This is a genomic window from Metabacillus malikii (genome assembly GCF_030813355.1).
Lineage (GTDB): Bacteria > Bacillota > Bacilli > Bacillales > Bacillaceae > Metabacillus > Metabacillus malikii.
Map to the genome: position 1 here is coordinate 184397 of NZ_JAUSUD010000003.1, position 20720 is coordinate 205116.

Annotated in this window: 26 protein-coding genes; 17 read left to right on the forward strand and 9 right to left on the reverse strand. The window is 34.7% G+C overall.

Features of this window, described 5'->3' with window-relative positions; all coding sequences use genetic code 11:
* Positions 1-30: 30 nt before the first annotated feature.
* Positions 31-246, forward strand: a complete 216-nt coding sequence (locus J2S19_RS04780; RefSeq protein ID WP_307338029.1) for a spore germination protein — start codon at positions 31-33, stop codon at positions 244-246.
* A gap of 319 nt (positions 247-565) precedes the next feature.
* Complete coding sequence (locus J2S19_RS04785) at positions 566-814, forward strand: YueH family protein (RefSeq protein ID WP_307338032.1); 249 nt, start codon at positions 566-568, stop codon at positions 812-814.
* Positions 815-865: 51 nt separating this feature from the next.
* Here J2S19_RS04785 and hpaB read toward each other — a convergent pair whose 3' ends face one another.
* Complete coding sequence (hpaB, locus tag J2S19_RS04790) at positions 866-2308, reverse strand: 4-hydroxyphenylacetate 3-monooxygenase, oxygenase component (protein ID WP_307338034.1); 1443 nt, start codon at positions 2306-2308, stop codon at positions 866-868.
* A 493-nt stretch (positions 2309-2801) separates the two neighbouring features.
* Here hpaB and J2S19_RS04795 point away from each other — a divergent pair, with 493 nt between their 5' ends.
* Entirely contained in the window at positions 2802-4022 is a 1221-nt protein-coding gene (locus tag J2S19_RS04795) for an EAL and HDOD domain-containing protein (RefSeq protein ID WP_307338037.1), read from the forward strand.
* A gap of 14 nt (positions 4023-4036) precedes the next feature.
* Here J2S19_RS04795 and J2S19_RS04800 read toward each other — a convergent pair whose 3' ends face one another.
* A complete protein-coding gene (locus tag J2S19_RS04800) occupies positions 4037-4708 on the reverse strand; it encodes a TerC family protein (RefSeq protein WP_307338041.1) in 672 nt (223 codons plus the stop codon).
* A 176-nt stretch (positions 4709-4884) separates the two neighbouring features.
* Here J2S19_RS04800 and J2S19_RS04805 point away from each other — a divergent pair, with 176 nt between their 5' ends.
* The 10 genes from J2S19_RS04805 to J2S19_RS04850 all read left to right on the forward strand — a co-directional run bounded on the left by J2S19_RS04805 (position 4885) and on the right by J2S19_RS04850 (position 12623).
* Entirely contained in the window at positions 4885-5604 is a 720-nt protein-coding gene (locus tag J2S19_RS04805; protein ID WP_307338421.1) for an ABC transporter ATP-binding protein, read from the forward strand.
* Entirely contained in the window at positions 5588-6331 is a 744-nt protein-coding gene (locus tag J2S19_RS04810; RefSeq protein ID WP_307338044.1) for an ABC transporter permease, read from the forward strand. Before J2S19_RS04805 ends, J2S19_RS04810 begins: the two co-directional genes overlap by 17 nt.
* A gap of 79 nt (positions 6332-6410) precedes the next feature.
* Positions 6411-6947 (forward strand): PadR family transcriptional regulator, encoded by a 537-nt coding sequence (locus tag J2S19_RS04815; RefSeq protein WP_307338047.1) that lies wholly within the window; start codon positions 6411-6413, stop codon positions 6945-6947.
* Positions 6948-7021: 74 nt separating this feature from the next.
* Positions 7022-7246: a hypothetical protein gene (locus J2S19_RS04820; RefSeq protein ID WP_307338050.1), complete on the forward strand. Its 225-nt coding sequence runs from the start codon at positions 7022-7024 to the stop codon at positions 7244-7246.
* A gap of 483 nt (positions 7247-7729) precedes the next feature.
* Positions 7730-7870, forward strand: coding sequence for a DegQ family regulator (locus tag J2S19_RS04825; protein WP_307338052.1), 141 nt, complete (start codon positions 7730-7732; stop codon positions 7868-7870).
* A 216-nt stretch (positions 7871-8086) separates the two neighbouring features.
* Entirely contained in the window at positions 8087-9007 is a 921-nt protein-coding gene (locus tag J2S19_RS04830) for a polyprenyl synthetase family protein (RefSeq protein ID WP_307338055.1), read from the forward strand.
* 17 nt (positions 9008-9024) lie between these two features.
* Complete coding sequence (comX, locus tag J2S19_RS04835; protein ID WP_307338058.1) at positions 9025-9183, forward strand: competence pheromone ComX; 159 nt, start codon at positions 9025-9027, stop codon at positions 9181-9183.
* A gap of 26 nt (positions 9184-9209) precedes the next feature.
* On the forward strand, positions 9210-11510 hold the full coding sequence (locus tag J2S19_RS04840; RefSeq protein ID WP_307338061.1) for a histidine kinase: 2301 nt from the start codon (positions 9210-9212) through the stop codon (positions 11508-11510).
* Positions 11511-11572: 62 nt separating this feature from the next.
* A complete protein-coding gene (locus tag J2S19_RS04845; protein ID WP_307338064.1) occupies positions 11573-12214 on the forward strand; it encodes a response regulator transcription factor in 642 nt (213 codons plus the stop codon).
* Between the two features lie 43 nt (positions 12215-12257).
* Positions 12258-12623: a hotdog fold thioesterase gene (locus tag J2S19_RS04850; RefSeq protein WP_307338424.1), complete on the forward strand. Its 366-nt coding sequence runs from the start codon at positions 12258-12260 to the stop codon at positions 12621-12623.
* Positions 12624-12725: 102 nt separating this feature from the next.
* On the opposite strand, the gene mnhG is transcribed toward J2S19_RS04850, so the two are convergent.
* Genes mnhG through J2S19_RS04885 form a run of 7 tightly spaced genes read right to left on the reverse strand, consistent with a single transcriptional unit; the run spans position 12726 to position 18489 of the window.
* Positions 12726-13082, reverse strand: a complete 357-nt coding sequence (gene mnhG / locus J2S19_RS04855; RefSeq protein ID WP_307338066.1) for a monovalent cation/H(+) antiporter subunit G — start codon at positions 13080-13082, stop codon at positions 12726-12728.
* The gene (locus J2S19_RS04860) at positions 13066-13350 is read right to left on the reverse strand and encodes a Na(+)/H(+) antiporter subunit F1 (RefSeq protein WP_307338069.1); all 285 of its coding nucleotides are present in this window, start codon (positions 13348-13350) and stop codon (positions 13066-13068) included. The genes mnhG and J2S19_RS04860 overlap by 17 nt, the downstream gene beginning before the upstream one ends.
* Positions 13350-13826 carry a Na+/H+ antiporter subunit E gene (locus J2S19_RS04865; RefSeq protein ID WP_307338071.1) on the reverse strand — a complete coding sequence of 159 codons (477 nt, stop codon included), beginning with the start codon at positions 13824-13826 and terminating at the stop codon, positions 13350-13352. The genes J2S19_RS04860 and J2S19_RS04865 overlap by 1 nt, the downstream gene beginning before the upstream one ends.
* A gap of 5 nt (positions 13827-13831) precedes the next feature.
* Positions 13832-15313 (reverse strand): Na+/H+ antiporter subunit D, encoded by a 1482-nt coding sequence (locus J2S19_RS04870; RefSeq protein WP_307338073.1) that lies wholly within the window; start codon positions 15311-15313, stop codon positions 13832-13834.
* A complete protein-coding gene (locus J2S19_RS04875; RefSeq protein ID WP_307338076.1) occupies positions 15306-15647 on the reverse strand; it encodes a Na(+)/H(+) antiporter subunit C in 342 nt (113 codons plus the stop codon). Before J2S19_RS04875 ends, J2S19_RS04870 begins: the two co-directional genes overlap by 8 nt.
* Positions 15647-16069 (reverse strand): Na(+)/H(+) antiporter subunit B, encoded by a 423-nt coding sequence (locus J2S19_RS04880; RefSeq protein ID WP_307338427.1) that lies wholly within the window; start codon positions 16067-16069, stop codon positions 15647-15649. Before J2S19_RS04880 ends, J2S19_RS04875 begins: the two co-directional genes overlap by 1 nt.
* Positions 16070-16080: 11 nt before the next feature.
* Positions 16081-18489 (reverse strand): Na+/H+ antiporter subunit A, encoded by a 2409-nt coding sequence (locus J2S19_RS04885; RefSeq protein ID WP_307338079.1) that lies wholly within the window; start codon positions 18487-18489, stop codon positions 16081-16083.
* 323 nt (positions 18490-18812) lie between these two features.
* Here J2S19_RS04885 and J2S19_RS04890 point away from each other — a divergent pair, with 323 nt between their 5' ends.
* The 4 genes from J2S19_RS04890 to J2S19_RS04905 all read left to right on the forward strand — a co-directional run bounded on the left by J2S19_RS04890 (position 18813) and on the right by J2S19_RS04905 (position 20575).
* A complete protein-coding gene (locus tag J2S19_RS04890) occupies positions 18813-19046 on the forward strand; it encodes a hypothetical protein (RefSeq protein ID WP_307338082.1) in 234 nt (77 codons plus the stop codon).
* Between the two features lie 121 nt (positions 19047-19167).
* Positions 19168-19725 (forward strand): YufK family protein, encoded by a 558-nt coding sequence (locus J2S19_RS04895; RefSeq protein WP_307338084.1) that lies wholly within the window; start codon positions 19168-19170, stop codon positions 19723-19725.
* Positions 19726-19925: 200 nt separating this feature from the next.
* Positions 19926-20126, forward strand: a complete 201-nt coding sequence (locus J2S19_RS04900) for a helix-turn-helix transcriptional regulator (protein ID WP_307338088.1) — start codon at positions 19926-19928, stop codon at positions 20124-20126.
* The gene (locus J2S19_RS04905) at positions 20123-20575 is read left to right on the forward strand and encodes a DUF3278 domain-containing protein (protein ID WP_307338091.1); all 453 of its coding nucleotides are present in this window, start codon (positions 20123-20125) and stop codon (positions 20573-20575) included. The genes J2S19_RS04900 and J2S19_RS04905 overlap by 4 nt, the downstream gene beginning before the upstream one ends.
* Positions 20576-20720 lie beyond the last annotated feature (145 nt).

Sequence of the window (20720 nt, forward strand, 5' to 3'; positions counted from 1 at the left end):
AGAACTGAATCTTGGGAATGGAGTGGTAAAATGCCGGCATTTGTTGGACCCGTAGATGTTAATGAAAGCGAAGGAATTTTTTCTGTCGGTGATGCATTTATGTTGTCACCAAAAAGCGCTGAAAAAAGCTCATTAGGTTCAGGCGCAGGAAATACAGGTGATTTTATCCAATATAAAAACTATTTTAACATTACAAAATTTGAAGATATTGATGTAAGTGACCAAAGCGACAGTGCTAATAAGTAAATCGCATATGCTGTGAAATAAGAAAAATAGACTGATTCTTTCACTAGATATAAAGTGGAAAAATCAGTCTATATTTATCGCGGGGCAACCGTCCGTAAGACGCCTACCTAAAAATAAGAGTGAATTGCAGAAATGTTTAGGTGGGAGATAACGGACGATAATACCCCGATTTTGTTCAACTAACAATCACAAGAGGATGAACTGAACCTCCTCTGATTGAAGTGTCACTTGATAAGAGATAGATTTTGCAACAGGGTATTTTGCTTTGCACTTAATGCAAATGTTACATATTGTTTGATGAAAAAGGAGAAATAATGATATGAAAATACGGAAAGCAAATGTTCAATCAGGCAACGATTTAATCACAAATGTTTATATTTATGAAAACAAAAAGCAGGAATTTAGTTTAATTGCTATTCCAGATATCGAATGGTCTACAATTGTGGCCTATGAGGAGGAAAGAGAAGAGGTTAGAAACCGGTTAACAGCCTCTTTAATTAAAACGGTAGAGCCTGACGTTGCTGAGGAATTAGTTGCGAAGCTGATTTTCTGGGTAGGAGAAATGTAATGATAGAAAATCCGCCTCGTTTATTTAATAAAAACGGGCGGATTTTGTAAACTAGTGCTCATTTAAAAATCGCTCAACGATTTTCAGATAATCCTCCCGTGGGTAGCCGTTGTATAAATTCGCGGCTAACTTTATAGGGTCACCAAAGAAATAACGCTCATATTGTGTTTGCCGAGTTCCAAAGGAGCTCATCGTTAAATCCCAAGCAAGTCGGAATAATCTCGTTTTTTCTGTTGCACTACATGCTGTACCTTGGCAATATACTTCTAAGTCTGATGCAATATCGGAACTGAAATCCTCTTCAGTCGGGATTGCAATTAGTCCACCAGCACCTATGATTTGTAAAATTTCAACCATCCTCGGGTAAAGCTTTGGAAATGTATTAATCGCGACATATAATGAATGGACATTAGGGTTCATCGTTCCCCATTCATCTTCTTTTGCATGTAATTCCGCTCTTTCTAGTAAACCATACATTGTTTCAAGGCCTATAATAATCTCACTAACCTTTTCCTTAATATGTTGATATTCCGATAAATTAAGTGCTGTGACCATTTTTTGAACGAGTCCTAGAATAAATTCTGTTTTTGTTATTTGTCTGATGACAGCTTGGTGTAAAGTATGAGCAGTAAAGCTGCTCTTTGAGAATAATTCATAGGCAATGTCTTGTCTATCGTAAAAAAAGACACGGTCCCAAGGAATAAGGACATTATCAAAAATAATCATCGTTTCCATCTCGTGAAAACGAGAGGATAAAGGGTAGTTAAACGAAGACTCACCTTGGTAAAAGCTTTCACGACAAACGAACTTTAGTCCATCTGTATCTGTAGGGATGGAAAAGCAGAAGGCGTTTTGGTTATCACCAAAATTACCGCCAGACGGAAAAATAAAGACTTCATCGGTCATTCCTCCCTGTGTAGCGAGAAGTCTGGCACCTTTAATAATTAAACCATCCATATTCTTATCTACAATTCTTGCTGCGATCGGTTTCTCTGCATCTTCAATATAGCTTTGTGCACGATTCACTTGGGGATTAATAAAGCTATGTGTAAACGATAAATCCTTTTCTCTTGCTTTTTCAAATAGATTCACTAAATTTTGCTGAAAGGCATCATCTTGTTGTTTGAGAATCGATGATGACATCGTAAGTGTCATTAAAACCGTATTTAAATAATCTGGTGTTCTTCCCATCATTCCCAACGTTTTACACGCCCATGTCTTAATCATCGTTCTTCGCTTCGCTAAATCATCAGTAGACTTCGGTTGCATAAAAGATAGACCAACACGATCACTAGTAAGTGGTGATGAAAAGGTCATCATTTCCACAAACTTCGGATCCACTTGTAAATCATATAAGGATGCTTTCGTTTTCATCGCACCTTTATAATCGGGATGCTCAAAGAGGTTACCCTCGATTTTTTGTCCTCTTAACCATATACTGGGCTTCAAACTATTCATACGGGTAATATATTGCTCTCCATTAATCGCAGGCACATGATTCACTCCTTACCCAAATAATCATGTAACACTATATGCTAAATGTGTTTCTAGGTGAAATGAAAAATGTAAGAAAAAGTGAATCTCTAAGAGGTATGTAATCATATGAGAGAGAATAAATTAGTAATGATAAGAAAAAGTTTCTTGAAAGCGCTTTAATTTAGTTTTAGAAATAACCACCGTGGTAAAAATAGTAAATATATTTCGATTTTGAAGGGTGTGGGAAAAGTGCACGAAGAGAACTTTTTTAAAGGTATGGCTTGGGCAACATTGCTTAGTGTACCATTATGGATATCATTTTTAGGCTGGATAAAAATCACCTTTCATTTTCTGAAAGGATTTTAGTTCAAAAGAACTGATGTATAATAATTAATTATACCTATTATTTTTGGTATAATTTATCACGACTTGTAATAAGTGTTATAATACTTCTGTGAATATAGTAAAATAGATAGATGTTTTGTGTAATCGTGGCTCTGGGGGTTAAGGGATGGAAGTATTTGTGGCTAAACAGCCAATATTTAATCGAAATGAAGAAGTAATAGCATATGAACTTCTATATCGAGGGAGTAAGGAGAATTATTTTCCGGATATTGATGGGGATCAAGCAACTGTAGAAGTCATTATAAACAGTTTTTTAAATATCGGCATGAATGAATTATCAGATGGTAAGAAGTGTTACGTCAATTTCACTAAAAAACTGTTGGAGACAAAAGTACCGACTTATTTTAATCCAAGTTCAATTGTTGTCGAAATTTTAGAAGATGTAGAAATTGATGAGTCATTAGTAAGGCTATGCAGAGAGCTTAAACAATTAGGCTATACAATCGCGTTAGACGACTTTAAAATTCAAGAGAAATATGCTTTATTACCTGCACTCATTCAATATATAGATATTATTAAAGTCGATTTTTTACATACTACGAAGGCTGCACAAATGCAGATAATTAAAAAGTACAAGCCTCATGATATTAAGTTACTAGCTGAAAAGGTAGAAACACGTGAAGAGTTCCTCTTTGCCTATAAAATAGGCTATAGCTATTTTCAAGGGTACTTCTTTAGCAAACCTGAAGTTATATCAAGCTATGATGTCCCAGTATATATGAATACCTATTACCAATTGCTAAATGAAATAGCGAAGCCTGAACCAAATATAGATATTATCGCAATGAATATTGAGCAAGATTTATCATTATCATATAAGCTGTTAAAACTTATCAATTCACCGGCTTTACGACCAAGAAATAAAATAACATCTATTAAACAGGCCATTGTATTACTAGGTTTGAATGAAATAAAAAAGTGGATTTATGTTCTATCAATTCAACCGGATAAACAAGGTAGTTCAAAGATGAAAGAAGTTGTAAGAATTTCTTTGATGAGAGCTAAGATATGTGAATTAATAGCGAGTTACCTAGGAGAACAGCTCACTTCCTCCTATATGTTAACAGGTATGCTTTCATTAATGGATACACTGCTACATCGTAGGCTAGAAGATATAGTAAAAGATTTACCATTATCAGATGAAATACAGGAAGCACTATTGTATCGAGAAAATAATCTTGGACAAGTATTAAAATGGTCAATCCAAATAGAAAAGGGTAATACCTCGATTGAAGGATTGAACATTTCAGATGAGAAACTTTTTACGTTTTATAAAGAAGCAAGCAAATGGGCTACCTCGATTATGGAGATTCAAGAAAACTCGTGAAATGCTAGGGTGATTTACCTAGCGCTTTCACGAGTTTTTTTGCTTTTTATATAACCGAAAGAAACTAAGCCTATCACAACAATAAACTCAAAGCTGTACTGCAGCCAATTATTTTCAAAGAATGCTTGTAAAAAAGGTTCCTTTACAATCATCTTTGTTGCTGTCCATGCGACAACTGCGGCACCTATGAAAATGATAATCGGATATTTCTCCATAAAGCGAAGAATAATTGTACTTCCTAAAATGACGATCGGGATAGAAATAATCAACCCTAAAATAACTAACAAGAAGTTTCCATGTGCAGCCCCTGCTACAGCTAGGACGTTATCAAGACCCATCGCTGCATCAGCGATCACAATTGTCCGTATTGCAGACCAAAAGCTGTTACCAGTTTTAATTTCATGATTATCCTCTTCTGTCATTAATTTATAAGAAATCCATAACAAGGTTAACCCGCCTATTAATAACAGTCCTGGGATTTTTAATAAATAAACGACGACAATTGTGGCTAGTGAACGAATTAAGATTGCTCCAACTGTCCCCCATATGATTGCCTTTTTCTGTTGCTCCTTCGGTAATCGTTTCGCAGCAAGTCCGATTACAATAGCATTATCACCTGCTAAAACCAAATCCATCACAACGATTGATAACAGGGCAGTGACAAACTCCATCGAAAAAACGTCCATTTCCTTCACCTCACTGTTAGTTAGCTTTTGCAAATGTAAAAAATGTAATCCAAGTAAATATTAGAAAAGATAAAAAAACTATTTACATAGGAGAAAATTCTGATTATTATATATTTAACGTTATATACTCAATGTTGAATAGTTAATGTTAATTATTTATGGAGGTGCTTGTAGTGATGGATTATATTTTAATAAATGGTCTAAAAAAAACCTATAAACAGATAGAAATTGTAAAAAATATTAGTTTTAACATTAGAAAAAATGAAATTTTAGCGATTATTGGGCCGAATGGCGCCGGTAAAACAACTACTTTAGACCTTATTCTACAATTGAAGAAAGCAGATGAGGGGAATATTGAATATTGGAAATCAAAGCCAAAAGAAAGTATTGGTGTACAGCTGCAATCATCATGTTTTTTCCCTGGGCTAACGGCATATGAAAACATCCAATTATTTGCAGCATTATATAAAAAACGACTTGAAAGAGAAGATATATCGCTGATTTTTAAGCAATATGGACTGGAAGATGTTATGAATATAGATGCAAGAAAATTATCTGGTGGACAACAAAAAAAATTATCAATTGCATTGGCACTTATCCACGAACCAGAAGTTGTTTTTCTAGATGAACCAACAGCTGCACTTGATCCGCGAGCAAGAATGGAAATTATACAATTAATCAAGAGGCTCCAAAGCGATGGAAAATCAATTGTTTTAACGACACATGATATGGGAGAGGTAAAACAGTTAGCGAATCGGATTTTACTATTAGAAAGAGGAGAAATTGTTGCCTCAGGTACGATTGAAGAACTATTTGATGAGTGGAATGCAACAACTGTTGATGAATTATATTTAAACATTATAAAGGAGGATAATCAGAATGCTTACAGTTTGTAAATCGATGATGCTAATGTCAATTCGTGATAAAATTACAGTCTTTTATGCAATACTCTTTCCGATAGGCTTAATGATTGGACTTGGATTGTATATTGGGTCGAAAGAGTATAATCCAATGTTAATGACTGGAGTAATCACAATCAGTATGATATTTTGGGGCTTACAAGGTACAGCTTTTCAAATCCATTGGCAACGAAATCGCGGTGTATTTAAACTAGTAAAGTTAACACCAATATCGTTACTACTGTTTATCTTGGCATTTTCATTTGCACGAACGCTTATTGGTACAGTCATAAATGTAATCATTCTATTAATAGGTATTGGATTTTTCGAGATTCCATTGAGCTTTACTGATTTCACAATGATGTTTCTATTCACAATTGTTGGTTCACTCATATTTTCTACTCTAGGTATTTTGCTCGCCAACATTACTAAAAATGAGGGGCAAATGAATATGTTTGCAACGCTTGTAAATATCCCAATGATATTTGGTGTAGAAGCATTTTTCTCAACAAATTCATTACCTGATTGGCTAATCGTGATGGGAAAGTTTTTTCCGGCAGCATATTTTGTAGAGGGATTTCACATTGTTTTAGGTTTAAGTAATGCGAACATCTTTGTGCAACTCCTTTTTTTAATCGGGTTCTTAGTCATTACAATTCTCATTACAACAATAACCTTTAGCTATGAGGAAGAACAAAGCTTTTTGAGCTATAAAAAGGCATAACGACGACCACCTGTCATCGATAGATTTGATATGTTATAATACTCAATATTGAATAGTAAATATTGAGGTGTTTACAAACATGACAAGACTTGTTGTTTTAGGGTTACTAAAAAGAAAACCAATGTCCGGATATGAAATACAACAACTACTTCTAACGAGTCAAACAGATAAATGGGCTGGCATATTACCTGGTTCGATTTATCATGCGTTAAAGAAAATGGATAAAGAAGGATTAGTAGCTATTGAGGCAGTAGAACAAACAGGTAATCGCTCTAAGGCAATCTATAAAATTACTGAGTCTGGCGAAACAGAATTTTTAGCGCTTTTAAAGGCAGCATTCAAGGAAAAGTCCGTATTATTACCAACATCTATTTATTCTGCTATCTCCTTTATTGAGGAATTACCAAAAGTGGATATTATCGAAGCATTGGAAGAGCAAAGAGAACGATTAGAAACAGACATGCAAGAAATGAAAATTGGTGAAGAAGTAAAGTCAAATGTCATGGATTTGGACTATATGACAAAACTTTCGTTTAAAAATATATATGACCAGTACACGTTGCAAATTAACTTCCTAACTGAAATGCTAGAATACTTATATTCTCAAAAAAAATGAGGAAATAAAGGAGTTTTCTTAAATATGTCGAAAGGTAATAAATGACATATATTTAAGGGGGTCTCTGTTTCTCTATGGGAGTTCAGCCAACATTTTATGTATTGGACGACAAGATGGTTGCTGTTTTTTCGGTTATGAAAGACAATTGCAAGGTCAATATGGAATGCTTGTTTTCAAAGACTGGAATTGAAGATTACACCTTAGAGTATCATGGACCTAACGAAAAGAAAGAAGAACTATTAAATATAGCCATTTTAAAGGCACAAGACATTTTTGAGCAAAGTATCCTAACTGTTTAGTCAAAGGTTGACCGTTATGCTTTCCTTGCATTGAGAAAGTATAACGGTCAACCTTTTTAATTTATCTAAAAGAGTAGTTAATGTTTTTACGATGTTTGAGAATTTATCGAATGATTTTGCAATGGAGTAAACTTAACTAATGATAGATTAAGAAATGAGTGTTGACTGAACCATAATAAATTAAAAAAGACTAGTATAATTCGTGTTTGAAATTTATAGAATCGGGTATATCAATCATTGATTAGCTCATTCTCTAGCACTAGGCAAGTCAACATCCTTTGGATTAAAACGTTGGGAAAAATATTTGAATATTGCTTGAATTTGTATATTTTGGACTATTGCGCAACCTTTGCGGTGTAACGCACTAAGTATTACGTAATGTTTTCGGTGTAAATGATCCTCAATTAAAGTAAACTTAGTATTGAAGATACATAGTGTTCGTTGGCCATGCATTCGCTTTAAATTTTATAAGGAGGGTGAACAATGGATCAGCAAAAAATTGAAGAACTAGCACAAATGTTATTAAAACTTGAACAAGAAATAATTGAAACAAAAGCATCGTTGCAAAACATAAATGAAAGTATAGATAAATATAACAAGTACGATTTTCTACATGTTTCATAATTATTCATTTCAACTTCTTCGAAACCGACATAAAAAAGTTAGTGACAACTGAAAATGGGAAACTTAAAAAACTTGGTGAATAACCAAGTTTTTTTGTGTAAAATATTGACAAATGATAGAGTGATAGTGGAAAATGTAATAGAATAAAGGTATTATCTACTAGTGTACCTACTCAAAGTTTTTGATATATAGTAAAATTATATCAAAGGGGTGACGGTGATAATCGAACTGAAACATAAAGAAATCGTGAAGCAACAAATGCAACAACTCATTACCTCACATATAAACAATCTTGAACAAAAAGACCTATTACTTTCTTTTTTAAATGCAAAGCAGCATATGAATTTTGGTCGTCTAGCAATTGTTCATCACCAAGTATTTGGTGGAAGAGATCCAGAAATCTTTAGATTAGCTGCAGCCATCGAACTTTTAGTTCTATCATTTGATATGTTTGATGACTTAGAGGACATGGATAATTTTGCAGAACCGTGGATGAAAATTGACCGAGCAATTGCACTAAATACCGCAACAACACTTTACTCATTAAGTCAGCAGTCAATTTTATCTCTAACATCCGAGAATAAACAACGCATTCTTCATCTCTTTTTAAGTTCAGCTATTAAAGCTATGGATGGACAACATGAAGATTTGCGAAATACCGCGACAACCGAAGCTGAGATGTTAGATGTAATAAAACGTAAATCAGGTACACTTATCTCATTAGCAACAGTATCTGGAATGCTCCTAGCAAATGAATTTCATCCGGAAGTGAAGGAATATTCCTATCACATCGGCATCGCTGGCCAAATAGACAATGATGTCAGAGATTTATTTAATGACGAGAAGCGTACAAAAGCAATTGGAAGAACAACACTAGCAACGTTATTTTTACAAAAAGGCTATAACAAACATTCAGAAGAGTTAGTAGTATTCTTTAATAGTGGTAAAACTATCAGTGATGAATTTGGCAGCATTAAAAGTTATAAGCAAAAACTAGCAGATGCAGGTGTTTTACAATATTTAAATGTGTTGAAGCAAGTCTCGATTAATAGAGCTTTCAAACAGATTGAAAAATTAGATTTAGATGTGCCTCTTAGGGATAAACTGAAGAATCAATTATTTAAAACCGAAAACTAATTAAGGGAGATGTTAATATGCAAGAACTTGTAAATTTTTTAATTGAAAATCCAGAAGTTGTTGAGAAAGTTGTAAATGGAGAAGCTAGTTTGTTAGGTGTAGATATTGAGGATGTTTTTAGTGTAGTTGAGGGGATTTTAGGAACGGGTAAATTAGTAAATATGTATTGGTATTAGTAGCATAATATTGAAAGGTGTTTTTAATGAAATTTCCCTTTAAAAAATTATTTCAACTTAGTGTTATTTTAAGCATTATCCTAACAATTTACATTATAATTTTTAACTTTAACTTTCCATATATAGGTGCAGGGGTAAAAATTACTCCTGAAAATGAAATGGTGGTTACAGCTGTTGAGCCTAAAACATGGGCTGATAAAGTTGGTATTGAACGTGGTGACATTATTTTAGAAATAAATAATACAACACCGTTGACACACCAACCAGCATTAACATATGGACTACTTGAGCAAGTTAATACCTTGGAAGTAATGCAAGATGGAATAATCAAGAAATTAAGTGTTCCTGCAACGTTATTTAGCTATCAAACAGTTTTTATTATCGTTATACCTTTGACCGTTCTATTATTATGTATTTTTTGTATGTTCTATATTTATAAGTCTAATAAGGAAACAAATTTAAAATCAGCTCACTTGTTAAATTTTTTCTTATTAATAATTAGTATGGCTTATATTAGTGCTAGTGCCTCTTCTAGGGGAGATATAATTAGCAGGTTTTTTAACTTAGCTTTATTCACAATGGTTCCTGTCAGCTACTTACATTTTATATACCAGTACTTTTTAGAATTAGGTAAGAAATTATTTAATATAAATTATATTAAGTTTGGTTATATACTTGTTTTATTAAATATACTTACTGAGATTAGTCTTTATATGAATTCTGTTGCTATAGGTTTTAATCGAATTATGAATTTAGCTACTTTTTTTATTATGTTAGTTTTAACCTTTTTACTAAAATTTAAAGGTTTGAAAAAAATAAAGTATTCTGAGCAAGCATATATCATTAAAGTCTTAATAGTGACCAACGTACTCGCTTTTACACCATTTTTATTATTTTATGTTATCCCATTTATTATTTTCCAGGAATATATATTTTCTGCAACATTTTTAGCGTCGTTTTTACTGTTGATTCCGCTTTCTTTAGTGTATCAATTTGTTGCAACAAAAATATATGATATTGAATTTTTATTAGGGAGAATTAGGTACTACTCATTACTAGCGGTAATCCCTACATTTATTATGTTAGGAATTATGTTTGCAATTGAGGAAAAAAATTCTTCGATATACCCTATTCAACTTTCTGTATATATATTTTTAGGTATGATATTAGTTTTCTATCTAAAAGAAATCATCGATTACCGCTTCCGCCTAAAGCGTTTTTCTGAAAAATATAATTATCAAGATAGCATCTTTAAATATACGCAAAGTATTCGGAAAGCGAAAAATTTAGACCAAGTCATTTCAGAGCTTAAACAAGTGATCGTTGATGTTCTACACGTTAGTAGAGCGTATGTTATAGAAGTAGATAAGCATAAACAAATTGTTTCCGTTGACTTAGCGGCAAAGGAATCGGATTATAGCCCATATCTTTCTGAAATAAGAGATGTCTCAAATGAGATTAGTAAAATTATTGAGCTTGATAAAGGATTTGTCATTAATATTGGTGAAACTGAAAATAAGAACTTTATTTTATTATGTTTGTCCGCATTAAATACACCAATATTAACTCGGGATGAAAACTCATGGCTAAAAACATTAGCCTTCTATACAAATGTTTCGTTAGAGAACTTCTTGAAAATTGATGAGTTAATGCACCATTTACAAGAAGTGAAAATGGAAGGACAGAGCCCAGAATGGTTATCGAAATTATTATTCTCAATTGAAGAGAAGCAGCGATCCAATTTGGCGAAAGATTTACATGATTCTGTTTTACAAGATTTAGTTTCGTTGAAGCGTCAGTGTGAACTTGCGATTGCCGATATCAATCAAGATGATTCGCAGCAGTTAAAGGAACAGCTCCAACAAATGAATTATAATATGACGAAAATTATTAAAACGACGCGTGAAACTTGCCAAGAGCTGCGTCCGCAATTACTATATGACTTAGGGCTAGTGAAGGCACTTAATAAACTAGTCTCTCAGTATCAAGATATGGTAGACTTTGAGATTCGTCTAAATACAGGCAATTTTACAAGCAGCCTTGATATTGATACACAATTGAATTTGTATCGAATTGTCCAGGAGCTTTTAACGAATGCCCATAAGCATTCACAAGCAACAAATGTACTAATTATTCTTGTATGTATTAAGGAGAAAATCGTACTTCATTATGAAGATAATGGGATTGGCTTTGATGGTCATACGATTATTGATAAGACTGAGAGTATGGGCTTATCAGGAATAAGTGAACGTGTTAAGGCGTTAAAAGGAACGATTGAAATTAATACAGCTAAAGGTCAAGGGGTTAAGGTAGATATTGAATTGTAAAATGTGGACTTGGCATTGCCAAGTCTTTTTTTAGCAAATATAGTATGAGGTGAGAAATACATATGATCCGTATATTAGTTGTCGATGATCATCCAGCAGTGCGCGAAGGGACAAAAGCAATTCTTGATACAGAACCGGATATCCAAGTTAATTGCTTAGATGTACCGTATACAATAGAAGCGTTTAATGAGTATGACTTCACACCGTATGATTTAATTTTAATGGATTTAAATCTCGGTGATATAAACGGAATGGAGCTTTCAAAACAAATTCTAAAATCACATACAAGCTGTAAAATCATCTTATTTACAGGATACGATGTTGAGGATTATTTTGAAGATGCAATCCGTTTAGGACTGCATGGTGCAGTAAGCAAGACAGAATCGAAGGAAAAGCTACTATCAATTATTCATTTTGTCATGAGTGGGGAAATTGTTTTACCATATTCATACTTTAAAGATTTAATTATGCAAAAACAAAAAAAGAGTGAGAAATCTACTATTGGAGAAAATGTATTTAATGAGCGTGAAAAGTCCATATTGCGCGAAGTTGAAAAGGGATTTACAAATCAGGAAATCGCCGATCAGTTGCATCTTAGTAAAAGGACGATAGAATATAGTTTGACATCGATTTTTAATAAGCTAAATGTTAGTAGCCGTACCGAAGCGGTCTTAATTGCGAAGGCTGAAGGTGTCATTGAATAGAAAGTGGTGAACGAAAGTGGAGTATAATGTAAAGAATACTTTGATGGAATCATTAGGTATCGATATTGTATCTGTCTCTGATGAGGGGGTTGTTGCAACGATGCCTGTTGACGATAGAACACGCCAGCCCTTTGGTTTATTACACGGTGGGGCATCAGTTGCTCTAGCAGAAACCGTCGCAAGCATCGGTGCCTTTCACTTCATTGATAAAGAAACAGAGGCATGTGTAGGCTTGGAAATAAACGCAAATCATATTCGTGGAAAGAAATCGGGTATTGTTACTGCACACGGTAATCCATTACATCGCGGGAAGACAACGATGGTTTGGGAAGTGAAAATTGTTGATGAGGACGAGAAGCTCATTTGTGTGTCAAGATGTACAATCGCAATCATCAAAAGAAAAATTTGACTTAAACTAGTCTGCTAAATAGATGTGGACTAGTTTTTATTATGTTTTCTTTAGGGAAATCCGAACACCCTATAAGTATAAAAAAGAGATGAGCAAAAATGCTCATCTACTCTTCATTCTCTTTTTATCCCTTTTTAAATCATCCTGCACACTATTTTTCCAAAGTGGAACACCGGAATTGTACGCAGCCCGGCTTATTAAATGGCCGGCAACTGGTGATGTAACAAAGACAAAGATAATACCAAGGAGGACCTTGGCGCTTACGTGATGGTCCAGCAAAAGATAATTTAGGAATAATCCTAATAATATGCTAATTACACCAAGTGTAGCGCTCTTTGACGCTGCATGGTTGCGTGTATACGTATCAGGCAGGCGGACAACTCCGATTGCGGCAATTAAGCTGAGGATTGCCCCTTGGAGAACGAGATAACCTATGATTATTTTACTGATTACGATCATTTTCGATAATCTCTCCTTTCTCCAAGAATTTAGAAAATGCGACCGTACCGATAAACGCCAATATTCCGATTAAGAGTATGACTTCAACGAACGCACTAGACTTAAGAACAATCGAAATAATGGCTGTAATCGCAACTAAATTAATTCCGATGGCATCTAAGGCAATGACCCGGTCAGGTGTTGAAGGTCCTTTTATAAGCCGATAAATATACAAGGAGGTTGAGATAGCAACTAATAGTAATGACACGTGCAAAATAATATCAAACATTATCGGCTCACCTCCTTGATCGCTTTTTCAAAGGTCTCTTTTATATCACGCTTTGCTTGTTCAACATCATCAATGTCCATTGCATGAATGTAGAGCGTTTTTTTATCAGCTGAAACATCTAATACTAGTGTACCTGGTGTTAACGTAATTAAATTTGAGAGAACAGTGATTTCCCAATCACGCTCTAACTCTGTTTCAAGTGCAAAAATACCAGGTTTCATTGAAAGCTTAGGTGACAAAATAACTTTTAATACAGAAATATTGGACTTAATCAGTTCAATACAGAAGATAAACAATAGCCTGATAATCGCGATGATATTAGCTAGGTAGAAGCGATGCTTGAAAAATCTCCTCATAATAAACATCACGAGCAATCCAAAAAAGTATCCCTTTAAAAATGCTAAAGGTGAATAGTCATTCGATAGAAACATCCAAGTTAAAGCTAGAAAAAAGTTTAGTAAAATTTGAAAGGCCATATGCACTACTCCTTCAATACGGCTTGTATATAAATTGATGGGTCAAGTAAAGTGTCTGCCGCTTGTGTGATATATGGTGATAACCACTCAACACCGAATCCATATCCGATCGATAGTGCGATTAACATCACAGTCGGAATCAGCATCCCCTTAATTGAGCCAACTTTTGGTTTGAAGTCTTTTATAGGCTCTCCCCAGAAGCCATTGATGAAAATTTTCATGACCGAATAAAGTACTAGGAGACTTGATAATAAAACAATTAACGCGATTGTATACTCTCCTGCCTCAAATCCCCCTTGAACGATTTTAAGCTTTCCAACAAATCCACTAAGTGGTGGTATTCCGGCAAGTGAGAGTGAAGCGATAAAGAATAACCAGCCTAAAAATGGATGGCTCGCGATTAAGCCACTCATTTTGCGGAGATTACTTGTTCCGGTAATTGCGATTATTGTACCAACTATGAAAAATAAAGCACCTTTAATGATCATGTCATGGACTAAATAATAGATTGAGCCTTCGATTGCTGTTTCTGTATTAGCAGCAACACCAAAGATAATGACACCGATAGCTGTAATAATGTTATAGATCACAATTTTTTTAATATCCCAATATGCAATCGAACCGATAATTCCAAAGATAATCGTTAGGGCTGCTAACCAAGCTAATATTTGATGTGTAAATGCTTGGTCGTGTGTGAATATTAGCGTATAGATTCTTGTGATTGAATAAACACCAACCTTTGTTAATAATGCACCAAACAGTGCAGTAACAACGGATGGAGGTGCTTGATATGAGCCTGGTAACCAGAAATACAACGGGAATAGCGCACCTTTCAGTCCAAATACAATGAGAAATAATATTGAAATGACTGTTATTAACCCGGATTGGCCAATTTCTGAAATCCGAACACTTAAGTCAGCCATATTCAGAGTGCCTGTTACAGCATATAAATAAGCAACTGCAATAACAAATAATGCGGAAGAAATGACATTTACTAAAATGTATTTCATTGATTCACGAAGTTGTGCTTTTGTACTTCCTAATACGATGAGCATATAAGAAGACATGAGCATCACTTCAAAGAAGACAAACAGGTTAAATAAATCACCGGTTAAAAAGGCACCGGATACACCTAATAGTAGAAACTGTACGCCTGAGTAAAAGTAAAATTTTTCTCTCTCAACATTTATTGTTGTAAATGCAAAAAGTAATGTTGTAAAACCGATTATGCTTGTTGTTAAGACTAACAAGCTTGAGTACATATCAGCGACAAGAACGATTCCGAACGGCGGCTTCCAATTTCCGAGTTCTAATGTTTGAATCCCGTTTTCATGAACTGTTTGAACGAGGATTGCGGAAATAATAATCGCTGCGAACGAGGCGATTCCACTTAACCATCGTTGTATGCGTATGTTTTTGTTAAAAAAGATAAGCAAAATGCCAGCTAATAGCGGCAAGACAAGTGGTAAGATTATCAAATTATTCATATTGGTCATTTCCCCTTAATTGGTCCATATCATCTGTTCCAAGTTCTTGATATGAGCGATATGCGAGGACGAGGAAAAACGATGTGACCCCAAAGCTTATAACGATAGCCGTTAAGATTAACGCTTGTGGAAGGGGGTCAACATAAAGCTCTGCATGTTCACCAAGTAATGGTGCTGCGCCTTTTTTTAACCCGCCCATAGTTAAGATTAACAAATGTGCACCATGACTTAATAATCCAGTGCCAATTATAATCCGTAATATACTTTTTGATAGCATTAAGTATGTTGCAGCAGTAAATAAAATACCAACGACAATACACATGATAATTTCCATTATTCTGTCTCTCCAATCGTTTGAATAATGGTCATCGTTACACCGATAACAACAAGATAAACGCCAAGGTCAAAGAGGACAGCTGTTGCGAGTGCTGTTTCTCCTAACACTGGTAATTCTACATAGCTGAACGTATGTGTTAAAAACGGTACATCAAAGAAGAATGAGCCGATACCTGTTAGTACAGCAATGAGTAATCCGGTTGCTGCCATTTTTATATAATCAAATGGCAGAATGTTGACAGCTGTTTTAATATCATAGGCTAACAACAGTAGAACGAGGGCACCTGAAGTCATAAGACCGCCGATAAAGCCCCCGCCTGGTGTGTAATGACCAGAGAAGAAGAGGTGCCACGAATATAAAATGATAATGAACACAATGACCTTCGTGGCTGTTTGAAAAATAACGTCATTTGTTTTCACATTCGTTTTCTTCACCCTTTTTCCTCCTCCTTCCGAACTTGCAAACGAATCATCCCGTAAATGCCTAGTGCAGCGATACCGAGTACAGTTATTTCAAATAATGTATCAAATCCTCTAAAGTCTACTAAAATGACGTTAACCATATTTTTACCGCCGGCTAGCTTGTAGCTGTTTTCAACGTAATAGCTTGAAATCGTCTCTGATATCCGCTGACTATTTGCTGCAAGTCCAAGCAGTGTAACAATTGTTCCTACACCAAGTGAAATGATTAAATTCTTTAAATTAAATGAAAGCTTTTTCTCTCTTTTCTTAAATTCCGGTAGATGATAAAAGCAAAGTAAAAATAATGCAACAGAAACGGTCTCAACACATAATTGCGTCAATGCTAAATCAGGAGCCCGGAATAGAACGAAAAATAGTGATAACGAGTAACCAACAGAACCTAGCGCAATAATCGAAGTTAATCGTGATTTAGCGAAAAGTACTGTAATCGTTCCACAGACCATTACGACAGCGAGGATTGCTTCATATACGCCAACAGGTGCTGTTTTTGTCAGGTCTAATGAAAAACCTTCCTTTAAAATGAGTGATGTTCCTAAAATGACAATCATAAAGATAAAAATGTATGATAGATAATCTCGGATAAACCCTGTCATATAAAAACGGGTAATCTTTGATGATGATTTATCTAATCCACGCAGTGTCGCGTCATACCCTTTATTCAAAGTAAGCTTTTGTGGTGTGAAACGATAAATACCAATCCACTTTGTTAACAATAAATATGCAATGACACCGATAATGACGACCCCTATCGTCATATATAACTCTGTATTAAAGCCATGCCATGGGTAAATATGAACATGGAATTTCTCTTCTGCACCTAACATGCTAGGAATAATCGAAGCCATTGCTGGTTCAATAATTGTGTACTCGAGCAGGCTTGGGAAGAAAAAGAAAATTAAAACAAGTGATGCTAAAATGATTGGTGAAATGAGCATACCGATTGGTGCTTCATGTGGTGTTACCTTTAACTTTTCCGGTTGATACTTACCAGCAAACGTTTTAAAGACAATAATCATACTGTAAATAAACGTAAAGATACTAGCAATCCATGCAATAACCGGGAATAAAATACCGATTGACTCTAGATTGAAAACATTCATTTCAGCAACTCTGACCATGCTCGTAAAGAACATTTCTTTACTTAAGAAGCCATTAAATGGTGGTAAACCAGCCATTGAGAAGGCACCTATAATCGAAATCGTAAACGTAATCGGCATGATGTTCATTAAACCACCGAGCTTCCTAATATCCCGCGTACCTGTTTCATGGTCAACAATCCCGACGACCATGAATAAGCTTCCTTTAAAGGTTGCATGGTTAATGAGGTGAAAAACGGCAGCAAGTGTTGCGACAGTAAAATAACTATCATCAATTGAATCAAGAACTAATGCTGCAGAGCCAACACCTAGCATCGCCATAATCATTCCTAATTGACTGACTGTTGAGAAGGCAAGAATACTCTTTAAGTCTGTCTGCTTTACAGCATTAAACGAACCCCAAAACATCGTGAAAATTCCAAATGATGAAACGATCCAGAACCATTCTGGTGTTCCAGCAAATATCGGACTAAATCTTGCAACGATATATATACCAGCTTTAACCATTGTTGCTGAATGGAGGTATGCACTAACTGGTGTTGGTGCTTCCATTGCATCTGGTAGCCATATATAAAATGGGAATTGTGCAGATTTTGTAAAGGCACCAAATAGGATTAAAATTAGTGCTGGTATAAACAATTCGTGTTCCACAATATTTGGTACTTGGTCAATTATTTCACGGATGCTAAAAGTATTTGTCATGAGGTAAAGCATGATAAAGCCACCTAGCATGAGCAATCCGCCAAAGATTGTAATCATCATTGACTTTTGGGCACCATAGCGTGATTTCTCACGTGTATACCAAAATCCGATTAATAAAAATGATGATAACGATGTGAATTCCCAAAATGTGTATAGGACGATGAGGTTATCTGATAACACAACACCAAGCATGGCTCCCATAAACATTAATAAATAGACATAAAACGTATTTAACTTCTCTTTATCCTTAGATAAATAATAAATTGAGTAAAGGATAACGAGTGACCCGATACCAGTGATTAATAAGGCAAATAACAGACCTAAACCGTCTATGTATGCTGTGAAGTTAATACCAAGTGAGGGAATCCAATTGGCAGTCTGAGTAATTGTTTCTCCTTCCATCATATCGCCGATGAATTGAAAGAAGTAAACAAATAGTGCGATAGGTAAAACGAGTACGAACCAGCCTGTATGTACTTGACGAAAATATTTATACAAGAATGGAACGAGTATGGCAAAAAGAAATGGAGCTAATATTGCCACATGAAGTAATGTCATGAATAAACCTCCTTACAGAAATGGCATCTTTTAATTGAATGGAAAATGTAGGTATCGTTAATTTAAATTAGTCTCTCGCTTAAAGTTTGTTTCGTTAATTAAGCTAGTACCAAAAAAACCACAAGAATAAACAATCTCATTGTAATACTTGTAAAATAAAACGAAACTACCTGAACATATTATGTTCTACTAACAGGATTAGTATGAAATAATACATAACTATTCACCATTTCGAGTTCATATGAACATAAAAATGATAACAAATTTTTTAAGGCTTGTATATTCTTAAAATCGAAAGTGCATGATAATCATGAGGTGATATCATGCCAAAGAGAAAAATCCTCGTGGCTGGCTGTGTCTTTTCGGCGATGTTTGGTGGTGCTTGGTATATGGATGGCAAAGTAAATAGAGAATATGTTGAACCATTAGGGCTAGAAGAACCCGATGTTCAACTTTTAAATACAAAGCTAGAATCACCAGTCGAATTAGTCACAGAAGAAATGAAGGCAATTGAAAAGTTCAAACCTCGTGAATATGTGCGCGTAGTCGCTCGTTAAACAGGATGAAATCGACATCCTGTTTTTTCCGTAGAGGCTTGTCAAAAAAATACTCCTCATTCATAATAATGGGAGTATAAGTAAAAAAATTATTAGAGATAAGGATAATTGGGGAAACAAAATGAAAAATACATACTTTACAAGTTATTTTCCACTCATCACGATATTATTGTTTAGTACCTCATTGTCAATTGCAACAGTTATGATTGTAATTGATTATTTACAAGTGTTGGGCATATACGATGGGATGTTAGAGTTTTTTTCGAATAATGGAATAAAGCTAGCGTTATTTATTTTATTTGCGTTAATCTACTTTATGGTGTTCTCTGCATTAAAGCTAATAGCAAATACTGTTACAGAATTGTCTTTATTGTTTTTCTCAAAAGACGTTGCAGGGGAAAACTTAACGAAAATTAGAGGCGGCTCTACCTTTTATTTAATCGCAGGTGCAATATCATTACTTGCGATCCAGCTTCCTGCAGCCATTGTCGGTATTTTTTTGCTAGCAACAATTTGCTATTTTGTATACGTTGTTTATAAAATTAGCAGTTCATTAACATCGGCTTCATTAATAGGTCTCGTATTATTTCATGTTTTATTTTGGTTTTCATTTATATTAGGAACACTATACATATGCTTTAGATTGTATAACAGTATTATGGCAAGCTTACCTGTTTAAAACAATGAAGATGACGAAACGACTGTTACTTCAAATGAGATATATAGTTTAAGTGGTATAAAAATAAATAGTGGGTTTGTTTGGATAGAGCGGGACTACAGTCACGCTCTTATTTTTGTTAAGAATTGACAATGCTATGTGATAGATGTAATATATAAATTACAAATGCAATATATTTATTACATAATGTAGGTGTTAATATGAAGAACAATGTAAAGATTACCAGGATAAAACGCTCACTAACACAACAACAGCTTGCGCAAAAAGTTGGTGTGACCAGGCAAACAATTGGCCTGATCGAGAAGGGGGAGTATAATCCTAGTTTGCAGTTATGTATTGCAATTGCAAAAGCGTTAAACCAAACATTAGATGAATTATTTTGGGAGGTTGAGGAATCATGAATTCGTGGTTGTCGATTATTTTACCGTCTGATGAGTATAAGGAAAAGAAGATGCTATACTTTTTTGCTGAGGGTGCAGTCGTTATGTTTATTTGTACATTGCTGTTCCTGCTAGCTTCGAAATATGTTCAGTTGGATGTGCAGTTCAGTTTACTGATTATACTGTTTGTTTTTGTAGCCTATGTAACAATCAGGTATATATTATCAGGGGTTGAATACACAGATGTGTCAACAGAGGAATCCTTTAAAAAGGAATTTCGTGTCATTACAAGACGGTCAATTGTGTTTGTTCTAACTTCAATTCTGTTATATACCCTATTAATTGAATTACCGAGTGGTAAGGAATGGTATGAGGTCATTGGTTTATTCATATTAGCGGGGATATTAATGTTTTTAACAAGCTATGTCTCTTTAAGACGTTCATATATAAAAAATAAGGAATTACTCTAAAGTAAAGGCTGTTTTCGTAAACATTGTTGCTTTTAACTTAGTTGTCGTTTAGGGTTTGTTTCCGCTACAGTACTCACGGGTAGCGGGGTGGGTGCTGAGCCTCATAGCTCCTTGCGGCAACCCGTTATCAAACTTCAGGTCATCT

Bases quoted from the DNA above. Each gene is read 5' to 3' on its own strand.
- J2S19_RS04890 (WP_307338082.1), top strand. From the start codon at position 18,813: ATGCCAAAGAGAAAAATCCTCGTGGCTGGCTGTGTCTTTTCGGCGATG.
- J2S19_RS04825 (WP_307338052.1), top strand. From the start codon at position 7,730: ATGGATCAGCAAAAAATTGAAGAACTAGCACAAATGTTATTAAAACTT.
- J2S19_RS04895 (WP_307338084.1), top strand. From the start codon at position 19,168: ATGAAAAATACATACTTTACAAGTTATTTTCCACTCATCACGATATTA.
- J2S19_RS04850 (WP_307338424.1), top strand. From the start codon at position 12,258: ATGGAATCATTAGGTATCGATATTGTATCTGTCTCTGATGAGGGGGTT.
- mnhG (WP_307338066.1), bottom strand. From the start codon at position 13,082: ATGATCGTAATCAGTAAAATAATCATAGGTTATCTCGTTCTCCAAGGG.
- J2S19_RS04780 (WP_307338029.1), top strand. From the start codon at position 31: ATGCCGGCATTTGTTGGACCCGTAGATGTTAATGAAAGCGAAGGAATT.
- J2S19_RS04800 (WP_307338041.1), bottom strand. From the start codon at position 4,708: ATGGACGTTTTTTCGATGGAGTTTGTCACTGCCCTGTTATCAATCGTT.
- J2S19_RS04900 (WP_307338088.1), top strand. From the start codon at position 19,926: ATGAAGAACAATGTAAAGATTACCAGGATAAAACGCTCACTAACACAA.
- J2S19_RS04885 (WP_307338079.1), bottom strand. From the start codon at position 18,489: ATGACATTACTTCATGTGGCAATATTAGCTCCATTTCTTTTTGCCATA.
- J2S19_RS04860 (WP_307338069.1), bottom strand. From the start codon at position 13,350: ATGTTTGATATTATTTTGCACGTGTCATTACTATTAGTTGCTATCTCA.
- J2S19_RS04905 (WP_307338091.1), top strand. From the start codon at position 20,123: ATGAATTCGTGGTTGTCGATTATTTTACCGTCTGATGAGTATAAGGAA.
- J2S19_RS04805 (WP_307338421.1), top strand. From the start codon at position 4,885: ATGGATTATATTTTAATAAATGGTCTAAAAAAAACCTATAAACAGATA.
- J2S19_RS04865 (WP_307338071.1), bottom strand. From the start codon at position 13,826: ATGGCCTTTCAAATTTTACTAAACTTTTTTCTAGCTTTAACTTGGATG.
- J2S19_RS04875 (WP_307338076.1), bottom strand. From the start codon at position 15,647: ATGGAAATTATCATGTGTATTGTCGTTGGTATTTTATTTACTGCTGCA.
- J2S19_RS04840 (WP_307338061.1), top strand. From the start codon at position 9,210: ATGAAATTTCCCTTTAAAAAATTATTTCAACTTAGTGTTATTTTAAGC.
- J2S19_RS04815 (WP_307338047.1), top strand. From the start codon at position 6,411: ATGACAAGACTTGTTGTTTTAGGGTTACTAAAAAGAAAACCAATGTCC.
- J2S19_RS04810 (WP_307338044.1), top strand. From the start codon at position 5,588: ATGCTTACAGTTTGTAAATCGATGATGCTAATGTCAATTCGTGATAAA.
- J2S19_RS04820 (WP_307338050.1), top strand. From the start codon at position 7,022: ATGGGAGTTCAGCCAACATTTTATGTATTGGACGACAAGATGGTTGCT.
- J2S19_RS04785 (WP_307338032.1), top strand. From the start codon at position 566: ATGAAAATACGGAAAGCAAATGTTCAATCAGGCAACGATTTAATCACA.
- J2S19_RS04795 (WP_307338037.1), top strand. From the start codon at position 2,802: ATGGAAGTATTTGTGGCTAAACAGCCAATATTTAATCGAAATGAAGAA.
- J2S19_RS04845 (WP_307338064.1), top strand. From the start codon at position 11,573: ATGATCCGTATATTAGTTGTCGATGATCATCCAGCAGTGCGCGAAGGG.
- comX (WP_307338058.1), top strand. From the start codon at position 9,025: ATGCAAGAACTTGTAAATTTTTTAATTGAAAATCCAGAAGTTGTTGAG.
- J2S19_RS04870 (WP_307338073.1), bottom strand. From the start codon at position 15,313: ATGAATAATTTGATAATCTTACCACTTGTCTTGCCGCTATTAGCTGGC.